Genomic DNA, 19,434 nt, shown 5'->3' on the forward strand with positions numbered 1-19,434 from the left:
ATAAACTTAAACTTAATATAAATTTTGATTTGGAGGGAGAGTTAATATGGATAAAATAGAAGCAGCGATAGAAGATATCAAAGCTGGAAAAATGGTTGTAGTAGTTGATGATGAAGATAGAGAAAATGAAGGTGACCTTTTGATGGCTGCTGAAAAAGTAGATAAAAAAGCCATTAATTTTATGATTAAAGAGGCCAGAGGTCTGGTCTGTACTCCGATCGAAGCTGGATTGAGTCAAAAACTTGATTTAGAGATGATGGTAGAAAAAAATACAGAATCACATGGGACTGCTTTTACTGTTTCGGTTGATCATAAAAATGTTACAACTGGAATTTCTGCTCAAGAAAGAGCTTTAACAATTCAAAAACTAATTGATCCTGAATCAAAAGCAGAAGATTTTATGAGGCCTGGACATATATTCCCCTTAATCGCAAAAAAAGGTGGGGTTTTAAGAAGGGCCGGTCACACAGAAGCTGCTGTTGATTTAGCAAGGCTAGCAGGATTAAAACCAGCTGGTGTTATCTGTGAAATTATCAAAGAAGATGGTGAAATGGGAAGGCTTCCATTCCTAAAAGAATTTGCTAAAAAGCACGATTTAAAGTTAATTTCTATAGAAGATTTAATTAATTACAGAAAAGAAAAAGATAAACTGATTAATTTAGCAGCTGAAGCAGAACTGCCAACTGATTTTGGAGATTTTAAAATCAAGGTTTTCACAACAAAGGTAGATGATAAAGAGCATATTGCAATTATCAAAGGTAATATAGAAAATGAGGAAGATGTATTAGTTAGAGTCCACTCACAGTGTATCACAGGTGATATTTTTGGTTCAAAAAGATGTGACTGTGGTGAACAGCTGGCAGCAGCCTTACAGCTAATAGAAGATGAAGGCAGTGGTGTTGTTTTATATATGCGTCAGGAAGGAAGAGGAATCGGTTTAGTTAATAAAATTAAAGCTTATCAGCTGCAGGATCAGGGGATGGATACAGTTGAAGCTAATGTGGCTTTAGGTTTTGAGCCAGATTTAAGGGACTACGGTATTGGAGCCCAGATACTGAGTGAACTAGGCCTTTCAACAATTCGCCTTCTAACAAATAATCCAACCAAAATAGTTGGTTTAGAGGGATATGGACTAAAGGTGACCGAAAGAATTCCCTTAGAGATTGACCCAAATCAGGAAAACGAATTTTATCTAAAGGTAAAAAAAGATAAAATGGGACATCTTTTAGACTTTGATCATTAATTCAAAAAAGTCTTAATGAAATTATTTAAGATAAATAATAATTATGATTTGGAAATCAAGTTTAACAAAATTATAAATAAATTTAAAAAGGAGACTGATAAAATGAAAACTATTGAAGGAAAATTAAATGCACAGGGAATGAAAACAGCAGTTATTGTAGGTCGTTTTAATGAATTTATTTCAGGTAAATTGTTAGAAGGTGCAGTAGATGCTTTAAAAAGACATGGAATGGATGAAGCTGATATTGATGTAGTTTGGGTTCCTGGTGCTTTTGAAATACCCTTAACTGCAAAAAAAATAGCAGCAAAAGAAAAATATGATGGAGTTATCGCTTTAGGTGCAGTAATTAGAGGTGAAACACCTCACTTTGACTATGTTTCTGCAGAAGTTTCTAAGGGAGTTGCTAAGGCAGGTCTGGATACAGAAAAACCAGTTATTTTTGGAGTTTTAACAACTGATACAATCGAGCAGGCTATATCCAGAGCAGGAACTAAGTCTGGTAACAAAGGTTATGATGCAGCTGTTTCTATGATTGAAATGGTAAATCTTTTTAAAGAAATAGATTAAATCTATAAGGCTATTTATATTATTAGTATAATCCCCTGACAGTAAACAGATTGAGTTTAAATAATCTGTTAATGCTGAAAGGGGATTTTTAAATTTTTATTTATTGAATTAAAGCCCAAAATTAGTTATACTAATAAACAAACAGTCAAAAATGAGGGTAGGTTGGATAATGAAGAAAAAAAGATTTTTTTCTTTTTTGAAAAATGAAATTAACAGCATTAGCTTTAAAAATTTAGAAAATAATAAATCCTTTATTTTAATAAATAGTTTTTATATAATTGCTGCTGTATTTTTACTTATAGTACACTCGATAAATCTAAATGGTTTTAATATTTCATCTGATACTATTAAGGGGTTAATATCTCAGCTGCAGATCTTAATCCTGCTTTATTTAAGCTTAAATTTCAAAGAAACCGGAATTGCAGCTGCTTTGGTCTTAAATGTATTTTCTCAATCTTCAATGATTGCAGTTATGGTCATGGAAAATACATTTATTTATATGCCGGGTCTAATTGCATATACAACGTTTTTGATTGTAATCTTTTTGATTTACAATTACCAGCATGAAATCAATTCAAAAGTAGAAGAATTAGAGTCAGAAAAAGAAAAACTGCAGCATTTAGCATACCATGACAGCTTAACAAAAATTGCCAACAGGGAAATGATAATCAAAGAGCTTGACCATTTATCATCTTTGGCTAAAAATAATGAAATCAATTATAACTTAATTTTTATTGATATTAAAAATTTTAAAAGAATTAATGAATCCTGGGGTTTTGAAATCGGTGATTATATTTTAAAAGAAAGTGCCCAAAGATTGAAGAAAATTATTTATGATTCAGATCTAACTGGACGGCTTGGTGGGGATGAATTTGCAGTTGTTGTTAATCAGCAGTTAGGAAAAAAACAATTAAATAGGTATATCAGAAGTATTAAAAGAGAACTGGAAAAACCATATAAATATAAAAATAAAGAAGTAGTCTTGAACAGTAATTTTGGTATTTCAACTTTTCCTCAGGATGGAAAAAACAGCAAAGAAATAATTAGAAGTGCTGATATTGCAATGTATAAAGCAAAAACCAATGTAGACAAAGAAATAGAATTTTTTGCTGAGCATATGGAAAAAGAAGTTGTAATGGATGTTCAGCTGGAAGATGCCTTAAAAAAGCTATTAAAAATGAAGAATTTTATCTTATGTTTCAGCCCCAGTATAAAACAGATGGGAAAGAACTCAGAGGCTTTGAAGTTCTTCTGCGCCTTCATTCTTCCAAGTTAGGTTCAATTAGTCCAGCCATTTTTATTCCAGAAGCTGAAAAAAGTGGCTTAATTAAAGAAATAGGAGATTGGGTAATTAGAAGCTCTATTCAGAAATTCAATACTCTAAAAAATAATTTTAGCCAGAAAGTAATTTTATCGATTAATATTTCAGCGGTTCAGCTCACTGACCCTCAATTTCTAGATCAGATAGAAGACATTATAAAAACAGAAAAACCAGAAGGCTTTGAAATTGAATTTGAAATAACAGAATCTCATTTTATTTCAGATCAGGAACAGGTAATAGATGTCTTATATAAATTGAAGGATTTGGGTATCAGTATTGCTTTAGATGATTTTGGAACAGGATATGCTTCTTTAAGTTATTTGCAGCACATTCCTCTCGATATCTTAAAGATCGATAAATCTTTTATTGACTTAATTTCTCACAACTCAACCAGAGAAAAGATGATGGTTGCACCTTTAATTGAGATGTCACACCAGTGGGGAGTAAAGGTTATAGCAGAAGGTGTAGAAACAGTGGAACAGCTTCACTACTTAGAAGATCATAACTGTGATTATGTACAGGGTTTTCTGTTTAATAAACCTTTAAGCGAACACCAAATTACAAAATCTTTTTAATAAAAGAGCATTCTATAATTTGCTAATAAATATTAAAGGTATTTAAAATCTAGAAAAGATAATTAAAAAACTGAAAAAATGGAGTGATTTTATGTCAAAAATTAAATGGGCAAGATTATTAAGTGGTACAGATGTGCGGGGTAAAGCAATTTCAGATGCTGACAAGAAAGCTAATTTGACAGAAGAGGCTGCTGTAGGTATTGGTTTTGCTTTTGCAAAGTGGCTTGCCAATAATCTAAATAAAGATCAAAAAGAGCTAAAAATTGCAGTTGGTCATGATTCAAGATTAAGTGCTGATAAATTAAAAAAATCTCTTGCTCAGGGAATAAATGCAGCAGGGGCGGGATTTTTAAGTGCTGGGCTTGCTTCCACTCCAGCGATGTTTATGTCAACAGTTTTAGAAGGTCATAAATATGATGGGGCAATTATGATCACAGCCAGCCATTTACCTTTTGACAAAAATGGTTTCAAGTTTTTTACCAACCAGGGCGGTTTAGAAAAAGAAAACGTAAAAGAAATTCTAGAAATAGCAGCCGCATCAGAAAATGAAATTTTAGCTGAAGCTCAAATTGAAAATAAAAATGTTGAAATTAAGAGTATTGATTTAATTTCAGATTATGCTGAGCATATTAAAAATATTATTCGCAAAAATCTAAACCAGGAGCTCGATCAAGAAAACCCCCTGGCAGGTTTTAAAATAATTGTAGATGCTGGTAATGGAGCCGGTGGATTCTTTGCTGAAAAAATTCTGAGAGCTCTGGGAGCAGATACAGCAGGTAGTCAGTTTTTAGAACCAGATGGGAATTTTCCGAATCATGCTCCAAATCCGGAAAATAAAGAAGCAATGCATTCAACTCAACAAGCTGTTTTAAAACATAATGCAGACTTAGGTATCATTTTCGATACAGACGTTGATCGGGCAGCAGCAGTAGACAGCAGCGGGCAGGAGATTAACCGGAACAAATTAATTGCTCTTGCTTCCACAATAGTATTAGAGGATAATCCGGGAGCAACTATTGTTACAGATTCAGTTACTTCTGTTGGTTTAAAAGATTTTATTGAGGGAAAATTAGGGGGAGTACATCACAGGTTTAAAAGGGGTTATAAAAATGTGATTAATGAAGCTAAAAGACTTGAAGCTGAAGGTGTTAATGCACCACTTGCTATAGAAACTTCAGGTCATGCAGCTTTTAAAGAAAACTATTTTCTTGATGATGGTGCTTATTTGGTAGCAAAGGTTCTAATCAAAATGGCTAATTTAAAAGCAGAGTCAGATAAAAAAATAGGTGATTTAATTTCTGATCTTAAAGAAGCTGAGATTAAAAAAGAATATCGAATGACTATCGATTTAGATGATTTTAAAGATTATGGTCAGGGGATTCTGAGTGATTTAGAAACTTTTGTTAAAGAGCAGAAGGGTTGGGAGATTGCTCCAAATAACTATCAGGGACTGCGGGTAAACTGTGGTGGTAGTGACTGGTTTTTACTCAGAATGTCTTTACATGACCCAGTTTTAGTGCTTAATCTGGAGTGTGACAGGCAGGAGGATTTAGAAAAGATATTAGACAATTTGCGTGGATTTTTAAATAATTATGATCAACTTAAATCTATTCTTTAATTAGGAGGCTAATCATGGAGTATAGAAAATTAGGAAACTCAGATTTAAAAATTTCTGCAGTTGGTTTAGGAACCTGGGCTTATGGGAATGACACTTTTGGTAAAGTAGAGGATCAGCAGTCAATTAAAGCAATAAGAGCAGCTGTTGACTCCGGTATTAATTTAATAGATACCGCGCCCGCTTATGGTGATGGACATGCTGAAAAAGTTGTGGGTAAAGCAATTCAGGGAATTAGAGACAAGGTTGTTGTTGCAACAAAATGCGGTACTCATCGAGATGGCCCGAAATATATTCGTGACTTAAGTCCTCAAATAATTAGAACAGAAATAGAAAACTCATTGAAACGATTAGACATTGAACAGATAGATCTTTATCAAATTCACTGGCCTGATCCAGATACTCCTTTAGAAGACAGTGTAGAAGAACTATTAAAGCTAAAACAGGAAGGTAAATTTAAATACCTTGCAGTCTGCAATTTTGGAGTAGAGCTGATGCAGGAAATATCAGAAATGGCTGATATTATTTCACTGCAGCCGCAGTATTCACTGCTCAAAAGAGAGATAGAAGATCAAATTATTCCTTATCTCTTAAACAATAATTTAGGTACTCTAAGTTATGGAACTTTAGGTGGAGGAATTTTAAGTGGAAAGTATAAGGAAAGACCTCAGTTTGATGATGAAAAGGACAATCGAGCTGGCTTCTATCCATTTTTCAGAGAAGAAAATTGGGATCAAACTCAAAGCTTAATTCAACTCTTAAGAGAAATTGCTGCTAAAAATAATAAAACACCTGCTCAAACAGCAATCAGCTGGGCAATTAATCGACCAGCAATCACGACAGCTTTAGTAGGAGCTAAAAATGAAAAACAGGCTAGAGAAAATGCTGAAGCAGCAGATTTTAAATTGTCAAAAAAAGAAATGGAAGCTTTGACAAAAAAATCGAGTGAAGTAATTAAAAATTTACAAATTTAATTGGAACCGTTCTTAAATTTGTTTGACTGGGCAGCCTTTATGGCTGCTCTTTGCGATTATATAGACTGAAGTATATAATAAAATTAAGCTTTGAGTATAATTTTACATTTAAAGATAAATTAGTATGGGAGGAGGAATCAAATGGATAGGCCAGAGTTTGTAAATAGATATTACAAATTAGCAATTATTTCAGTTATTATAATATTTTTGATTTTTATTTTTTTTAATTATAATAAAAAAGTAGAGGAAGAAAATTTTTTCTTAGATAAAAACCTAAATAGACTGCAGTCTGAAGTCAATGTTATTCTAAATTCCTATGAGATAACTGCAGATGCTATTTTTAATAATGTTATTAATAGAGATGAAATTAAATCCACAATTTATAATGGCTGGCGTTTTGAAAATAATCGAGATAATTATCGAGCCTTTTTAAAATTTAAAATAAGTCCATTATTTGAAGATCTTAAAAAATATCATGTGCGCCAACTTCATTTTCATTTCAAAGATGGCACAAGCTTTTTGAGAATGCATCGTCCAGATACTTATGGTGATAATTTATTTGGGATCAGAGAAAGCATAGAGTATGTAAATACCAAAAAAGAAAAAATTGTTGGTTTTGAAGAAGGTAGGATTTTTAATGGCTATCGCTATATTTATCCACTAGAGTATAATGATCAGCATTTAGGTTCTGTTGAGTTGGGATTGTCTTTTACAGCTGTTACAGAATTATTAAAGAAAAATTTTGGCGGTTTAAAAGCATTTATAATAAAAAGGGATTTGATTGAAGAAATTGTTTTTGAGGCAGAACAAAAAAATTATAGAAATTCTTCTCTTTTAGATGATTACAGTTATGATAAAGAAATTTATAATAATTTGATTTCTACATCTGATGATTTATCTTTAGAAATAATGAGAGAAATTATCAGGCTCAATGAAGAAAAGATAGTCAGGCAGACAGCTTCAGAAAAATCATTTATAATTTCAGCTAAGGTTAATTATAACTACTATACAGGCAGTTTTATCAGTATCAGAGGAATTGATGATTTACATAAAGGCTATTTAATTAGTTACCAGGAAAATGATTCCTTGAAATTTATTAACAGCAAATTTTTTGATACAATTATTATTTCGATTATATTTTTGATTATTACAATTATTCTGCTGACCTTAATTTTTTCAAACAATAATAGATTAAGGTTTCTTGCCCATAATGATCAGCTCACAGAGATCAGCAATAGACATCATCTGAATATCATACTTGAAAAAGAGTATGAGCGAAAACAGAGATATAACAGCACTTTTTCTTTAATAATTTTTGATATTGATCACTTTAAAAAAATTAATGATAATTACGGTCACTATGCGGGTGATAAAATTCTAAAAGAAATGAGCAGCTTAATCCAGAACAATATTCGTGAAAATGATTATTTTGGCCGCTGGGGTGGAGAAGAATTTGTTATTATAGCTGCTGAGGTTAAACTTGAATCAGCTTATAAACTGGCTGAAAAATTAAGGAAAACAGTTGAAAATTATAATTTTATTGAAAAAGGGAATATTACTGCAAGTTTTGGTGTAGCTGAGATTACTTCAGCTGAAAACATAGATGATTTAATTAAAAGAGCAGATGATGCACTATACAGGGCCAAAAGAAATGGTAGGAATAGAGTTGAAATAGACAGTTAAAAATAGACGGGATAGAAAATTAAAAATAAAGAGGCTAGAAAATTAAGATAAATCAAAGATAGAAATTTAAAACTAGAAAAAAGTCCTGCAGCCAGTATAAAAAGCTTCAGGACTTTTGCTTTTCCTTCTATCATAAAATATTATTTAAATTAATCTTCTTTTTTTGCAGCCTCTTTTTCAGCTGCTGGTCTTTTTTCTTTATTTGCCTCAATTTTATCAATTAAGTCTGGAACTTTTTCTATAAGTTTTTCCAGTGATCCTTTATTTTTTACAGGCAGCATTTCTACTTCAGCTCCTCTGACTACTAAGATAGCATCAGGCGAAATTTTGCAGCCGACTCCACCTCCACCTCCTCCAGCTTTATTTTCTTCTTCACCAACACCGCCACCAAGACCAAAAGAAGCAGTAATGATTGGGATTAATTTAATTTCTCCAACTTCTATTGCTTCACCAACAACAGTTTCAGTTTTCAGAAAATGATCCAGCTTTTCATACATAGCCTCCATAATCTTTTGAGTTGTTTCCATAAAAATCACCTTTCTTTTATTTAGATTTATAAAGCATCCATAAAATTTTTAAAGTTTTAAAAGAAAAAATGAAAGCAAAAAAGTGCCAAAAAATTAATAAGGGGATGATTCTACCGCCAATAGCTCCTTTGCCTTTAAAGACCACCTCCTGCCAGTTTATTTCTGCAGTGATTTCTGGATAATCAAGCAGGCTTTTAAAAGTATAATAATAGGCCAAAAAAAGTCCATTATAATATGGATCGCCAAAAGAAAATAGAAGATCCAACTTTAAATAATCAGGCTTCAGCTTCTTAAGCAGATTAATAATAAATTGAAAGAAGTGTGATAAATTTTCTCTGTTAATTATGCTGAAAGGGAAGAGAGCTGCTCCTTTCTTTTTTTCTTTTTTTAATTTACTTTCCTCTTCCTCTTCAGAACTATCTTCAGCAGAAAAAAACTTAAATTTTTTTATAATAAATTTTTTGGACTTCTGCTGTATAAATTCAGCTGCCCCATTTTCTTCGACCAGCTTGCTGAGCTTAAATTCTTTTTTATAGCCAAGTATTTGAAAATAAATCAGCTTTTGATCTGCCTTTTTTTGTAAGTAAATTTTAAAAAATAGTACTGAAAAATAAAGATTTAAATCAAGTTTTTGATCATAATCAAAACTCAAAGCATAGTGGTAGGGAAGAGCCAGAATTGCAAGAATAAAGAATATTAAGATAATTAATAATAAAAATATAAGCTGCAGCAATTTGATTCCCTCCTTTAGCCTCAACTATATTATATAAAAAATTAGTTGGTTTGTATATTGATATTTTTGATTAATTCAGTTTTAGTTGGCAGTAGAACTATAATTAGTTAATAAAACAGCTAATAACTTTGATCAAATTTTAAAGATATAGCCTATTTAATAGACATAATTATATTCTTTCGATATAATGAGTTATAGTTATTAAAGTAGTAGGCAATATAATATTTAACGGAGGTAGAGAGTATGGAGTATATAAGCACTAGAGGTAATTATAAGCCGGTTAGTTCAGCTGAGGCGATTAGTTTAGGGATGGTGCCTGCAGGAGGGCTTTTTGTCCCTGAAGAAATACCTGAATTTAAATTAAATGAAATTACAGCCAGAAAAAATCAAAGCTATCAAAAACTGGCAGCCTGGATATTCAAGAAATTTTTAACCGATTTTAGTGAGGATGAAGTAGAAAAAGCTGTAGAGGCAGCTTATAGTGAGCAGAAATTTCCGGAGGCAGAAAAAACACCGCTTGTTAAGCTTAATCAAAATACATATATATTAGAACTCTGGCATGGGCCAACAGCAGCCTTTAAAGATATGGCTCTTCAGATTTTACCACAGCTGCTTGCTGAATCAGCAAAAAAGATGAAGATTGAAAATGAAATAGTAATTCTTGTAGCAACATCAGGTGACACAGGTAAAGCCGCTCTCGAAGGTTTTAAAGATGTTGAGGGAGTAAAAATTATTGTCTTTTACCCAGAAGCTGGAGTAAGTAGAGTTCAGGAAGATCAGATGAAAACAACTGCAGGAAAAAATACAGAAGTGGTTTCTCTTAAAGGAAATTTTGATGATTGTCAAAATGCAGTTAAGGATGTTTTTGCTGATCAGGAGCTGAAGCAGAAGCTGGAAAATAATAATTATCAATTTTCTTCAGCTAATTCAATAAACTGGGGAAGGCTGCTCCCACAAATTGTTTATTATTTTAAGGCTTATTTGAAACTACTGCAGGATGGAGAAATTGAAGCAGGTGAAAAAGTAAATTTTACAGTTCCAACCGGTAATTTCGGCAACATACTTGCAGGCTATTATGCCTATCGAATGGGACTTCCAGTTAATAAATTCATCTGTGCCTCAAATGACAATAAGGTTTTAACCGATTTTTTAGAAACAGGGATTTATGATATTAATCGTGATTTCAAAAAAACAATCAGCCCTTCAATGGATATTTTGATTTCATCGAATTTAGAACGTTTTCTTTTTGAAATGAATGGACATGACAGCGGCAAAATTAATGATTGGTACCAAAAGCTGAAAACAGATAAGAAATTCAAAATAGATGAGCGGACTTTTACTAAAATAAAGAAAATGTTCAGCGGTAAGTTCAGCAGTGAAGATGAAGCTAGAGCTGCTGTTAAAAAAACATATAAAAATTACAATTATTTAATCGATCCCCACACAGCAGTTGGGATTGACTCACTTCTTAAATACCGAGGTGACAGTGATGATCAAACAAAAACTGTTGTCGATTCTACAGCAAACCCCTATAAATTTAGTCGAGCTGTTTTAGAGTCACTAAAAGATGAAAAAATTGACAGGGATGAATATAGAATTATTGAAGAATTAGAAGCTTTGACTGCAACTAAAATTCACCGAGGTCTGGCAGGTCTAGAAAATATGAAAGCTAAACACCAGCAGAGCTGTGAGAAAGATGGTGTAAAAGAAAAAATAGAAGAGCTGCTAAAATTATAATTATTTTTTTAAGGCAGGAGATTTGATAATGGCAACCTTGATGGCATATCTACCGCTCTGGAAAGAAGCTTTAGTTCTGGCCTGGCCGGTAACTTTAAACCACATATTTACAACAGCAATGAGGACAACTGATATGATCTTAATGGGATTTTTTGGCCCGGCTGCAGTTACAGCTGTGGGCCTTGGAGATGTCTGGGAAAGTATAATTTTAAGGATTGGCCTGGGGCTTGGTACTGGCAGTATTTCTCTGATATCTCAAGAAAGCGGTACAAATACAGCAGCAGCTAAAGCTAATAAAGATATAATTTTATCTCAGGTTATTTTAATATCTTTTCTGATTGGACTTCCTTTTATTTTTGCTGCGGTAGTTTTTGCAGAAGAAATGATAGCCCTACTTGGTGCAGCTCCAAGAGTAATAGAGCTTGGAGCACAGTATCTCTTGATAATTTTTGCAGCTGCTCCTTTTAGAATAATTGCAATAGTAGCTGCAAGGGCTCTTCAGGGAAGTGGAGACACCAGGACTCCAATGATTGTTGAAGTCATCTCAAACTGTATTAATATTATTTTGTCAGTTGGTCTTGCTCTAGGTATTGGCTTTTTCCCAGAAATAGGAGTGGCCGGAGTTGGAATTGGAACCTTTACTGCTAAAACTCTGTCAGCAATTATTTTTATTTTTATCTTTTTAAGTCCTAAAAGCGAATTCACCTTAAAAAATCCAATTAAAAACTGGGATTTAATTTTAATTAAACAGCTAATTAAAGTAAGTTCACCTAAAATTGCAGAAGGGCTTTATCAGAGTTTTATTACTTTTCCTTTTAATTCTATTGTGCTTCTTTTTGGAACAGAAGCAGCAGCTGCTTACCATATAGCAAGAAGAGTTTTTCAACAGCTGATAGCACCGATGCATCGAGCCTATTATACAGTAACAGCTATTTTAAGCGGTCAAAAAATTGGAGCAGCCAAAATAGATGAGAGCAAAAAAACTGTAGAGGCAATGCTGATTTTAACTGTTATTTCAATTGGAAGTTTTTCACTTATAATCTTTTTTGCTTCTCCTTATTTAGTTAGACTATTTGGCGATAATCCTCAAACTTTAGCAATTGCTGTTAAATTCATGAAAGCTTTAAGTTTAGGAGGTCCTGTAATTACAATCTATGGTGTTTTAGCAGGCCATTTGAATGGTGCTGGGAATACGAATTCTGCTTTTTACGCCAATGTTATTTCTCAAACTCTATTAAAGCTTGGCTTAAGTTATCTGCTTGCCGTATTTTTTGACCTTGGAATTATAGGAGTTTTAATTGCTCTTCCAGCCGACTTTTTTGGCAGGGCACTTTGGGTAAGTCGAAAATATTTAAGTAATGACTGGATAGCTGAAGCTGATATTTTGATTAATGAAAGAAGAAAATCCAGTAATTGAGGCAGGTTTTAATCAACTTAGAAAGAAATAAATAATAGAGAAGGATATTATTTATAATATTTAAAAATGATTAATAATAAAAAATATACTTTAAAATAATTCGAGGTGGAAAAATGGAATTTAGACAGGCAGAAATGAAGGATATTCCTCAGATTATGGAAATTATTCAGGCTGCCCAGCAGTATTTAAAAGAAGAGGGAATAGACCAGTGGCAGAATAATTATCCTAATCCTGAATCACTAAAAGCGGATATAATAAATAACAACTCTTATCTAATTGAAGATAGAGATAAAATAATTGCAACAGCTGCAGTGATTTTTGGTGATGATCCTACTTATAGTTATATTGAAGGTGGTAAATGGCTTAGTTCAGGTAATTATGGAGTTATCCATCGAGCTGCAGTGGCAGAAAATTATAAGGGACAGGGCATTGTTTCCGAAATATTTGCTCAAACTTATAAACTGGCAGCAGAAAAAGGGATCACAAGTATTAGGATTGATACCCACCCAGAAAATATAGCAATGCAGCGGGCAATAAAAAAGGAAGGATTTCAGTATTGTGGTATTATTTATACTGCAGATGACAGCAAACGATTTGCTTATGAAAAACTAATTTGATTTTATTAAAAATTTTTTAAACCGCTTTTAAGCGACTTATTGAAGCTGAAAACTTTAAAAGGAGGGGAAAATGAAAGACTTAAAATATTTAAAATTACTGTCAGAACAGTTTCCCAATATACCCGAAGTTAGTACAGAAATTATTAACTTGAAGGCAATTTTGAATCTGCCTAAGAGTACGGAGCATTTTCTGACAGATCTGCATGGAGAAGCTGAAGCCTTTAAATATATGCTAAAAACTGCTTCAGGAGTTATTGAGTATAAAATAGATCAAATTTTTGGTGACCGATTAAAAGATACTGAAAAAAGAGAGCTTGCTACTTTGATTTTTTATCCCAAAACAAAAATGAAAGAGTTAGATGAAAGAGGTGGAATTCCACCAGAATGGTACAAAGAAGCTCTAGATTATATGGTTCGAATCACACAGGAAGTTTCTTCAATTTATACTAGATCAAAGGTTAGAAAAGCTCTGCCTGAAAAGTTTTCATATATTATTGAAGAGCTGCTGCATATTAAAGAATGTGACCCAAATAAAGAAGCTTATAAAGATAAGATACTGACAACTATAATTGAAATTGGGAGGGCAAAGGACTTTATTATAGCCCTATCAGAACTAATCCAGAGTTTTGCAGTTGACAAACTTCATATTATTGGAGATATTTATGACCGTGGGCCAGCCCCGGATGTAATTATGAATGTTCTAAAATCACATCATAATGTTGATATTCAGTGGGGTAATCACGATATATTATGGATGGGAGCTGCTTTAGGTCAGCAGTCTCTGGTTGCTACTGCTTTAAGAATTGCTCTGCGATATGGCAATTTAGAGTTTTTAGAAGAAAGATACGGGGTTAATATGAGACCTCTTTCCAGATTTGCAATGAATTACTATCCTGAGCCAGATCCAGAACTATTTGAACCACAGCTGATTAATAAAGAACTGGATCAAAATGAAATTAAAATAATGGCTCAGATGCAGAAGGCTATAGCGGTAATTCAATTTAAATTGGAAGGTCAGCTAATCAAAAAACATCCCGAATTTAAGATGAATGAGGCCTTATATTTAGAAAAAATTGATTATGATAATTATACTTTAGATCTTAACGGGAAAAAATATCAATTAACTGATAAAAATTTCCCAACAATAAAACCAGAAGATCCCTATACTTTAAGCACCTGGGAAAAAGAGGTAATAGATCAATTAAGTTATTCTTTTAAAAATAATGATAAACTACAGGAAGACATTAAATTTCTCTTTAATAATGGCAGTATGTATAAAAAGTATAATGGTAATTTGTTATTTCACGGCTGTGTGCCTCTGACAGAAGCTGGAGATTTTTCAATCATTGAGGTCAATGGAGAAAAGTACAGCGGCAAAAAATTAATGGACTTTTTTGACGATATTGTCAGACGCAGTTATTCGAGTAAAGAGGAAGAAGCTGATTTTAAAGACTGGCTCTGGTATCTCTGGCGTGGTGAGTTTTCTCCTTTATTTGGTAAAGATCGAATGACAACATTTTTAAGATATTTTACTGATGAGGATGAGCCGGAACTATATAAAGAAAATAAGAATCCATATTATCAGGCCCGAGAAAATGAGTTTATCTGCAAGAAAATTCTATCCGAGTTTGGGCTGGATACAGAAAGAGGACACATCATTAATGGACATACTCCAGTAGCAGAAAAGATGGGGGAAAGTCCGATCAAAGGAAATGGGAGGCTGCTGGTAATTGACGGTGGAATTGCAGCTGCTTACCATGAAAAAACAGGGATTGCAGGTTATACTTTAACTTACAGCAATACAAAAATGCGTTTGATGTCACATGAACCATTTATCAGCAAACAGGATGCTCTGCATAAAGACAGCAGGGATACAATTTCAGCAGTAGAGGTATTGAAGTTCGACCGACCTCAAAAAATTGCTGATACAGATATTGGTGAAAAACTAAATGAAGATGTAAAATACTTGATGCAGCTCCTTGCTGCTTATAAAGATGGTATTATAAAAGAAAAATACAACTAAGACTATCAACCAGGGAAGTAAAATTCCCTGGTTTTTTAATGTTCATTTATGTGCACGCACCGGGTGCGTGCACATAAATAAACATAACTGATAACAAGACAAAACTAAAGATTATAAATTCTGTCATTTGTAATAGCTGCCATAACTATTTTTCTTTTCCTTGCTATTTCAGGACTAACGGAATAAAATAAAATTAGAAATTAAGAAGTCCGAAAAATCAAATCTGCTTTTAAGTGACATAATTTAATAAGACGATTCTAAGTTTGCAGATTATAAGCTTATAATTTAAACTTTCTTAATTTTGAAAATTTGCAATTATCAGTTTTAAATTAAAACTTTTGGCCAAAAGGAGTAGTAACTATGAAAATCAGTTCTAGAACTAAAAAGATTATTAAAATCTTAATTGAAAATGATGATTATATTGTAACTGATCAGATTGCAGAAAAGTTAGATGTAAGCTCCAGGACTATTTTAAGGGAGCTTAAAAAGGTTGAAAAATGGCTTCAAAAAAATAATATTCTACTGGATAAGAAAAAAGGAACGGGAATTCGATTAGAATGCAGCCTCGATGAAAAAAGAAGAGTTAAAGAACTCTTAGAATTTGAAAGTGTTGACAAATACTATTCACCAGCTGAGAGAAGAATGATTATTTTAGCTGAACTGCTAAAAGATCAGCGTCCAAACAAATTATATGCTTTTACCAGAGTTTTAAATGTTTCTGAGGCCACAATAAGTAATGATCTTGATGAGATTGAGAAGTGGCTGCAGGATTATCAATTAAAGTTAGTCAGAAAACCCGGCCTGGGTGTTTATCTTAAAGGTAAAGAAAGAGAAATTCGTAAGGCAAGTATTAACCTTCTTTATCAGAATTTTGATTTAGAAGAAATATTACTGCTGCTGCAGGATAAATATTCGGAAAAAGAACAGTCACTGCGAAAAACAATTTCTAAAAACAGACTTTTAAATTTAATCGGACTTGACACAATAAATCTCTTAGATAATTATATAAAAGAATTGGAAACAAAAATGGACTACAGACTGGCTGATGATTCATATGCTGCTTTAATGGTGCACCTGGCGATCGCTTTAAAAAGAATTAAAGAAGGAGATCAAATTACAATTGAGCAGAAGCTTTTAGAAAAAATCAAAAATAATGATGAATTTTTGATTGCTAAAAATTTGGTAAGTTCAATTGCAGATGCTTTCAGTGTAGAAATTCCAGAGGCAGAAGTTGCATATGTAACCATGCATTTAATGGGGAGTAAGGGTCGAGGTGGAATCTATAATGATGAAATATCGATGACAGATGATTATCATTTAGTTTACCTTACAAGAAAAATGATTGAAAAGGCTGAAATTGAATTAGGTATCTATTTAGAAGATGATGAAGAGCTTTTAATTGGCCTGGTTAGACACTTAGAGCCAACAATTAATCGGATCAAACTGAATTTGGATATCAGAAATCCACTTTTAGCTGAAATAAAAGAAAAGTATGAAGAACTTTTTCAGGTCTCTAAAAAATGTGCAGCAATTTTAGCAGCAGAAGAAAAGATAGAAGTTCCAGAGTCTGAAGCCGCCTATATAGCAATGCATTTAGGCTCGGCTGTTGAAAGGAAGAGAAAGCCACAACAAAAATACAGAGCAGCTGTTGCCTGTACAAGTGGGATAGGAGCTTCAAGGCTTTTGGCTTCAAGATTAAGCAAAGAATTTGAAAACATAGAAATAACTTCACTTATTTCAACCTTAGACTTTGATAATCAGGTAATCAAAGATCTTAATCTAGATTTAATAATTTCAACAGTGTCGATTCCCAAAAGTGAAATACCTGTAATTGTTGTAAACCCTCTTTTAAATGAAAAACAGCAGCAGGAAATTAATGATTTTCTGCTCAATCATCAGGCAAAAAATCAGCAAAGCAGTAAGAAAATAACTCTAAAAGAAAAACTAGAAATGATAAATAATTACAATCAGGGAATCTTGGAGGTTTTAAATAACTTTCAACTTATAAATAGCTATCATTATAAAACAGTAGACAAATTAATCGAAGATGCTGCTCAGCTTCTGAGCAATTCTCAAAGACAGAAGCGAGAAGTTGAAAAAGACTTAACTTCAAGAGAAGAAAAAGGAAGCACAGTCTTAAAGCATAATCAAATCATGTTATTACACTGTCAGAGCAGTGCTGTTAGAGAATTATATTTTGCAGTTATCAGACCGGATAAAAGTTTTGAGATTATAACTGAAGCTGGGGAAAAAACAGTGATAGAAATTGTAATTGTGATGGCTGCCCCGATAAAAGGAAGTACCCAGGGAAGAGAGGTACTGAGTGAAATAAGTCATTTATTGATTGAAAATCAGGATTTTATAGATGCGGTTAAAGTAGGAAGCAGGGAAGAAATTTACTATGGTTTATCAGAGCATTTTGACTATTTTTTACAGCAAAAAAGTACTGTAAATTATCACAAGGAGGAAAAATAAATGCAGAAAAGCAGTTTTCAAAATAAAGTTCAGAGTTTTGGTAGATTTTTAAGTGGAATGGTAATGCCTAACATTGGTGCCTTTATCGCCTGGGGTTTAATTACAGCCTTTTTTATTCCAACTGGCTGGGTTCCAAATGAAGGGCTGGCAAGTTTAGTTGGTCCGATGATCACCTATATGCTGCCTCTTTTAATAGCCTTTTCCGGTGGTAAATTAGTCGCTGGTGTTAGAGGGGGAGTAGTTGGAGTAGTAGCTACTATGGGAGTAATTGTTGGTTCTGATATTCCAATGTTTATTGGAGCTATGATTATGGGACCTTTTGGTGGCTGGACCATCAAACATGTTGATCGGGCATTTGAAGGTAAAATTAAATCAGGTTTTGAAATGCTGGTCAATAACTTTTCAGCTGGAATAATGGGTGGTTTACTGGCAGTTTTAGCCTATCAGATTATTGGGCCAATTGTTGTCGGACTAAATGAAATTTTAAGAATTGGTGTTAATGCCTTTGTCAGCCGGGGTTTACTGCCTTTAGCTTCAATCTTTATTGAGCCGGCAAAAATCTTATTTTTAAATAATGCAATTAACCACGGTGTCTTAGGACCATTGGGGATCCAACAGGTAGAAGAAGCAGGTAAATCAATCTTTTTCATGCTGGAAACAAATCCCGGTCCCGGCCTTGGAATACTATTAGCTTACTGGATCTTTGCCAAAGGTATGGTAAAACAATCTGCACCTGGAGCAATAATAATTCACTTTTTTGGTGGAATTCACGAAATTTACTTCCCCTATGTTCTAATGAAGCCCTCACTTTTACTGGCGGTTATCGGTGGCGGAGCAAGCGGAATCTTTACCTTTAGATTATTTAATACTGGTCTGGTAGCAACTCCTTCTCCTGGTAGTATTTTTGCTTATCTTGCTATGACACCAAGAGGTAATTATTTAGGAGTGTTTGCTGGTATTTTGATCGCCACTGCAGTTTCTTTTGTCATTGCTTCTGTTTTAATTAAAAGGTCGGTTGCTAGAGGAGACACCATGGAGTTTGAATCTGCCCAATCAAAGGTAAGAGAGCAAAAGGGTAGAGATTTACACATGGATAAAAAAGCTAAAACAGTTAGTGCAGCTGAAGTAAATAAAATTGTTTTTGCCTGTGATGCAGGTATGGGATCAAGTGCAATGGGAGCTGGAAAACTGCGCAAAAAGATTAAGGCTGCTGGTTTAGACATTATAGTTGTCAACAAAGCGATCAATGAAATACCAGAGGATGCACAAATTGTAATTACACATCAAAATTTAACCGAACGGGCAAAAGGAGTGGCACCTCAGGCAGAGCATATCTCAATTCAGGATTTTCTGCAGACACCTGCCTATGACCAATTAGTAAATAGACTTGTTGAAGATAATAAAAAAGAAGCAGATCAATCAAATATAACTAAAAAAACTGCTGCTGAAAATAACTCAGGCTCTAATTCTTCTGAAAATAAAAAAATACTAAAGAAAAAAAATATAAAACTGGGTCTTGAAAGTGTTGACAGAGAAAAGGCAATAAAGATGGCTGGAGAACTATTAGTTGAAAGCGGGTATGTAGAAGAAGACTATGTTGATGCTATGCTTGACCGTGAAAAAGAAATGTCAACCTATATTGGTCAGGGAGTTGCAATCCCTCACGGAGTAGGAGCTGCAAAGAAAAAAATTAATAAAACTGGAATTTCAATTCTGCAGTTTCCTGAAGGCATAGATTTTGAAGGAGAAACAGCTTATTTAGTAATTGGAATTGCAGGAGTAGGAAATGAACATCTGAAAGTCTTAGCTAACCTATCGGAATTAATTGAAGAAGATACAGGAGCAGAAAAATTAAGGACAACAGATGATCTCAATTACATTTATAAGAAGTTTACTATTTAAAAGATAAACAAACTCTCTGCTCAGC

Annotated in this window: 15 protein-coding genes; 13 read left to right on the forward strand and 2 right to left on the reverse strand. The window is 33.3% G+C overall.

Annotated features, from left to right (window positions below; genetic code table 11):
- Nucleotides 1-46 precede the first annotated feature (46 nt).
- From ACZ446_RS05615 to ACZ446_RS05645, 7 genes are all read left to right on the forward strand, one after another.
- Nucleotides 47-1,243, forward strand: coding sequence for a bifunctional 3,4-dihydroxy-2-butanone-4-phosphate synthase/GTP cyclohydrolase II (locus tag ACZ446_RS05615; RefSeq protein WP_464394136.1), 1,197 nt, complete (start codon nucleotides 47-49; stop codon nucleotides 1,241-1,243).
- 102 nt (nucleotides 1,244-1,345) lie between these two features.
- The gene (gene ribH / locus ACZ446_RS05620; protein ID WP_464394137.1) at nucleotides 1,346-1,810 is read left to right on the forward strand and encodes a 6,7-dimethyl-8-ribityllumazine synthase; all 465 of its coding nucleotides are present in this window, start codon (nucleotides 1,346-1,348) and stop codon (nucleotides 1,808-1,810) included.
- 169 nt (nucleotides 1,811-1,979) lie between these two features.
- Nucleotides 1,980-3,086 (forward strand): diguanylate cyclase domain-containing protein, encoded by a 1,107-nt coding sequence (locus ACZ446_RS05625; RefSeq protein WP_464394138.1) that lies wholly within the window; start codon nucleotides 1,980-1,982, stop codon nucleotides 3,084-3,086.
- A complete protein-coding gene (locus ACZ446_RS05630; RefSeq protein ID WP_464394139.1) occupies nucleotides 3,005-3,706 on the forward strand; it encodes an EAL domain-containing protein in 702 nt (233 codons plus the stop codon). The genes ACZ446_RS05625 and ACZ446_RS05630 overlap by 82 nt, the downstream gene beginning before the upstream one ends.
- Before the next feature lie 91 nt (nucleotides 3,707-3,797).
- Nucleotides 3,798-5,324 carry a phosphohexomutase domain-containing protein gene (locus ACZ446_RS05635; RefSeq protein ID WP_464394140.1) on the forward strand — a complete coding sequence of 509 codons (1,527 nt, stop codon included), beginning with the start codon at nucleotides 3,798-3,800 and terminating at the stop codon, nucleotides 5,322-5,324.
- A gap of 14 nt (nucleotides 5,325-5,338) precedes the next feature.
- Complete coding sequence (locus tag ACZ446_RS05640) at nucleotides 5,339-6,295, forward strand: aldo/keto reductase (RefSeq protein ID WP_464394141.1); 957 nt, start codon at nucleotides 5,339-5,341, stop codon at nucleotides 6,293-6,295.
- Nucleotides 6,296-6,436: 141 nt separating this feature from the next.
- Complete coding sequence (locus tag ACZ446_RS05645; protein ID WP_464394142.1) at nucleotides 6,437-7,978, forward strand: sensor domain-containing diguanylate cyclase; 1,542 nt, start codon at nucleotides 6,437-6,439, stop codon at nucleotides 7,976-7,978.
- Between the two features lie 149 nt (nucleotides 7,979-8,127).
- On the opposite strand, the gene ACZ446_RS05650 is transcribed toward ACZ446_RS05645, so the two are convergent.
- The gene (locus tag ACZ446_RS05650; RefSeq protein ID WP_464394143.1) at nucleotides 8,128-8,505 is read right to left on the reverse strand and encodes a GerW family sporulation protein; all 378 of its coding nucleotides are present in this window, start codon (nucleotides 8,503-8,505) and stop codon (nucleotides 8,128-8,130) included.
- 16 nt (nucleotides 8,506-8,521) lie between these two features.
- Nucleotides 8,522-9,238, reverse strand: a complete 717-nt coding sequence (locus tag ACZ446_RS05655; RefSeq protein WP_464394144.1) for a hypothetical protein — start codon at nucleotides 9,236-9,238, stop codon at nucleotides 8,522-8,524.
- Between the two features lie 243 nt (nucleotides 9,239-9,481).
- Here ACZ446_RS05655 and thrC point away from each other — a divergent pair, with 243 nt between their 5' ends.
- From thrC to ACZ446_RS05685, 6 genes are all read left to right on the forward strand, one after another.
- Nucleotides 9,482-10,975 carry a threonine synthase gene (thrC, locus tag ACZ446_RS05660; protein ID WP_464394145.1) on the forward strand — a complete coding sequence of 498 codons (1,494 nt, stop codon included), beginning with the start codon at nucleotides 9,482-9,484 and terminating at the stop codon, nucleotides 10,973-10,975.
- A 28-nt stretch (nucleotides 10,976-11,003) separates the two neighbouring features.
- Nucleotides 11,004-12,392 carry an MATE family efflux transporter gene (locus ACZ446_RS05665; RefSeq protein ID WP_464394146.1) on the forward strand — a complete coding sequence of 463 codons (1,389 nt, stop codon included), beginning with the start codon at nucleotides 11,004-11,006 and terminating at the stop codon, nucleotides 12,390-12,392.
- A 113-nt stretch (nucleotides 12,393-12,505) separates the two neighbouring features.
- The gene (locus ACZ446_RS05670) at nucleotides 12,506-13,009 is read left to right on the forward strand and encodes a GNAT family N-acetyltransferase (RefSeq protein WP_464394147.1); all 504 of its coding nucleotides are present in this window, start codon (nucleotides 12,506-12,508) and stop codon (nucleotides 13,007-13,009) included.
- Nucleotides 13,010-13,079: 70 nt separating this feature from the next.
- Nucleotides 13,080-15,032, forward strand: a complete 1,953-nt coding sequence (locus tag ACZ446_RS05675) for a fructose-1,6-bisphosphatase (RefSeq protein WP_464394148.1) — start codon at nucleotides 13,080-13,082, stop codon at nucleotides 15,030-15,032.
- A gap of 360 nt (nucleotides 15,033-15,392) precedes the next feature.
- Nucleotides 15,393-17,507: a BglG family transcription antiterminator gene (locus ACZ446_RS05680; protein ID WP_464394149.1), complete on the forward strand. Its 2,115-nt coding sequence runs from the start codon at nucleotides 15,393-15,395 to the stop codon at nucleotides 17,505-17,507.
- Nucleotides 17,508-19,409, forward strand: a complete 1,902-nt coding sequence (locus ACZ446_RS05685) for a PTS mannitol transporter subunit IICBA (protein WP_464394150.1) — start codon at nucleotides 17,508-17,510, stop codon at nucleotides 19,407-19,409.
- The last annotated feature ends 25 nt before the right edge of the window (nucleotides 19,410-19,434 follow it).

It is taken from the genome of Halanaerobium sehlinense (assembly GCF_055379485.1).

Bases quoted from the DNA above. Each gene is read 5' to 3' on its own strand.
- ACZ446_RS05615 (WP_464394136.1), top strand. From the start codon at position 47: ATGGATAAAATAGAAGCAGCGATAGAAGATATCAAAGCTGGAAAAATG.
- ribH (WP_464394137.1), top strand. From the start codon at position 1,346: ATGAAAACTATTGAAGGAAAATTAAATGCACAGGGAATGAAAACAGCA.
- ACZ446_RS05625 (WP_464394138.1), top strand. From the start codon at position 1,980: ATGAAGAAAAAAAGATTTTTTTCTTTTTTGAAAAATGAAATTAACAGC.
- ACZ446_RS05630 (WP_464394139.1), top strand. From the start codon at position 3,005: ATGTTTCAGCCCCAGTATAAAACAGATGGGAAAGAACTCAGAGGCTTT.
- ACZ446_RS05635 (WP_464394140.1), top strand. From the start codon at position 3,798: ATGTCAAAAATTAAATGGGCAAGATTATTAAGTGGTACAGATGTGCGG.
- ACZ446_RS05640 (WP_464394141.1), top strand. From the start codon at position 5,339: ATGGAGTATAGAAAATTAGGAAACTCAGATTTAAAAATTTCTGCAGTT.
- ACZ446_RS05645 (WP_464394142.1), top strand. From the start codon at position 6,437: ATGGATAGGCCAGAGTTTGTAAATAGATATTACAAATTAGCAATTATT.
- ACZ446_RS05650 (WP_464394143.1), bottom strand. From the start codon at position 8,505: ATGGAAACAACTCAAAAGATTATGGAGGCTATGTATGAAAAGCTGGAT.
- thrC (WP_464394145.1), top strand. From the start codon at position 9,482: ATGGAGTATATAAGCACTAGAGGTAATTATAAGCCGGTTAGTTCAGCT.
- ACZ446_RS05665 (WP_464394146.1), top strand. From the start codon at position 11,004: ATGGCAACCTTGATGGCATATCTACCGCTCTGGAAAGAAGCTTTAGTT.
- ACZ446_RS05670 (WP_464394147.1), top strand. From the start codon at position 12,506: ATGGAATTTAGACAGGCAGAAATGAAGGATATTCCTCAGATTATGGAA.
- ACZ446_RS05675 (WP_464394148.1), top strand. From the start codon at position 13,080: ATGAAAGACTTAAAATATTTAAAATTACTGTCAGAACAGTTTCCCAAT.
- ACZ446_RS05680 (WP_464394149.1), top strand. From the start codon at position 15,393: ATGAAAATCAGTTCTAGAACTAAAAAGATTATTAAAATCTTAATTGAA.
- ACZ446_RS05685 (WP_464394150.1), top strand. From the start codon at position 17,508: ATGCAGAAAAGCAGTTTTCAAAATAAAGTTCAGAGTTTTGGTAGATTT.